Here is a 1,369-nt window from a genome sequence, read left to right on the forward strand (position 1 = left end):
CCAAATGCCAGATGGTCTCGCGTTCCAGATCATAGAAAAACCGATTGCTGCGGCGTTCAAGCCCTTCCACCTTCTGGCGCATGGAAACTTGTGCTTCACGAATAACTTGTCCTGTTTTCTGAAGGCCGCGCGCAACAGCCTCACCAGTCCAGCGCAGGGCAGCAGACAGTTTTTCTCGCAGGCCAAACATCTTGTCCAGTTGTCCAAGCGCCATGCCAACAGCCATACCAACAACAATGGCGCCAGCCGTTATAGCAAGGGCAGGAATAGCAACTGTCGTAATCGCACCTGCCAGAAGCGCTCCAGCAGCTGCTGCGGCCATGCCAGCCCCAATGGCAACAGCCCCGATCGCCACATCGACAATGATGTTGGCAAACAGTTCGCTGTAAAGCTGCGTATCGCTCATGATGAACTGCATGATATCCAGGGCCACATAGCAGGTGATCATGATGACCGCATTCGCCCGGCCACCTGCCCGAATGGCTTCTGGTCCAATTCCAAAAGCAACAACCTTTGGAGAGGACGACAGATACCGTGTCCCCTTAAGAACCTCGCGCACGGCAGGATAGCCCTTGAAGATCACGTAGGTCTTTCCATTGGCTATCTTGGTGTAATAACGCCCCTTAATACCGATCTCTTTTAGAAGCTGATGTCCAGACCGGCTGTCCAGCAATGTGCCGGGCAAGGTGGCTAGATCTAAAGCACCGCCGGTCATAAGCGCCATGCTCTGATGGGCATCCACGATCGCCTGAGCAAACGCCTCAAGAGAGACCGCGATTGCCTCATCCTGAACCGGATTTACATCATGAGCTGCACTATGTTGTTGCGCCAGTCTCTGTTCCGCCAGCGGATAAACCATCAGAATATCTCCTTGTGCGGCTGATCCCCAGGTTTGACCATCAAGCGGTGGCCTGGAAACTGATCCAGAAAACCCCGGATCTCCAGCTCTTCTGACAGATCTTCATGCAGTGCATCAGAAGACCGTTCAGGCCGGTCACGGCCTTGCAAGACCACATGCGCCGTGCCTGCCGGATCGCACTCTTTGGGTGCAGCTTCAGCAATTGCCTCCACCTTACGCCGGCGCCACAGCAGGGCGCGAAAGAAGCTGCGCAAGTAACCGCGCTTCTCTGAGGCTTTGCCAGAGACAAATTGCATATTCCAACTCCGCAGATCAGGCTCAAATCAAAGACTGCCTGGTGTGTACTCACCCATAGACAGTGTCCGGGCCAAAGCTGGCCCGGATCTGACTTCCATCCTCAATGAGGATAGAGACTTAAGCTGCAGGCGCGCGCCAGTCATCAGCACCGGACGTGCCGGAGACTGTGTGCTCCCACATGATCTTGCGGTAAGACAGTTCAATGGTGATCAG

At 54.8% G+C, this 1,369-nt stretch carries 2 protein-coding genes and 1 pseudogene; all 3 read right to left on the reverse strand.

The features are described 5' to 3' along the window. A partial coding sequence (locus tag PsW74_RS21260; protein WP_063305868.1) for a hypothetical protein occupies positions 1–859 on the reverse strand: 859 nt, incomplete at its 3' end. Beyond that, complete coding sequence (locus PsW74_RS21265; protein ID WP_063288933.1) at positions 859–1,155, reverse strand: hypothetical protein; 297 nt, start codon at positions 1,153–1,155, stop codon at positions 859–861. The genes PsW74_RS21260 and PsW74_RS21265, both read right to left, overlap by 1 nt. A 118-nt stretch (positions 1,156–1,273) precedes the next feature. After that, a pseudogene (locus PsW74_RS30245) lies at positions 1,274–1,369 on the reverse strand (type VI secretion system tube protein Hcp); the annotation flags it as partial.

It is taken from the genome of Pseudovibrio sp. W74 (assembly GCF_001623085.1).
Taxonomy (GTDB): domain Bacteria; phylum Pseudomonadota; class Alphaproteobacteria; order Rhizobiales; family Stappiaceae; genus Pseudovibrio.

Coding starts and splice junctions, on each gene's coding strand:
- PsW74_RS21265 (WP_063288933.1), bottom strand. CDS start 1,155: ATGCAATTTGTCTCTGGCAAAGCCTCAGAGAAGCGCGGTTACTTGCGC.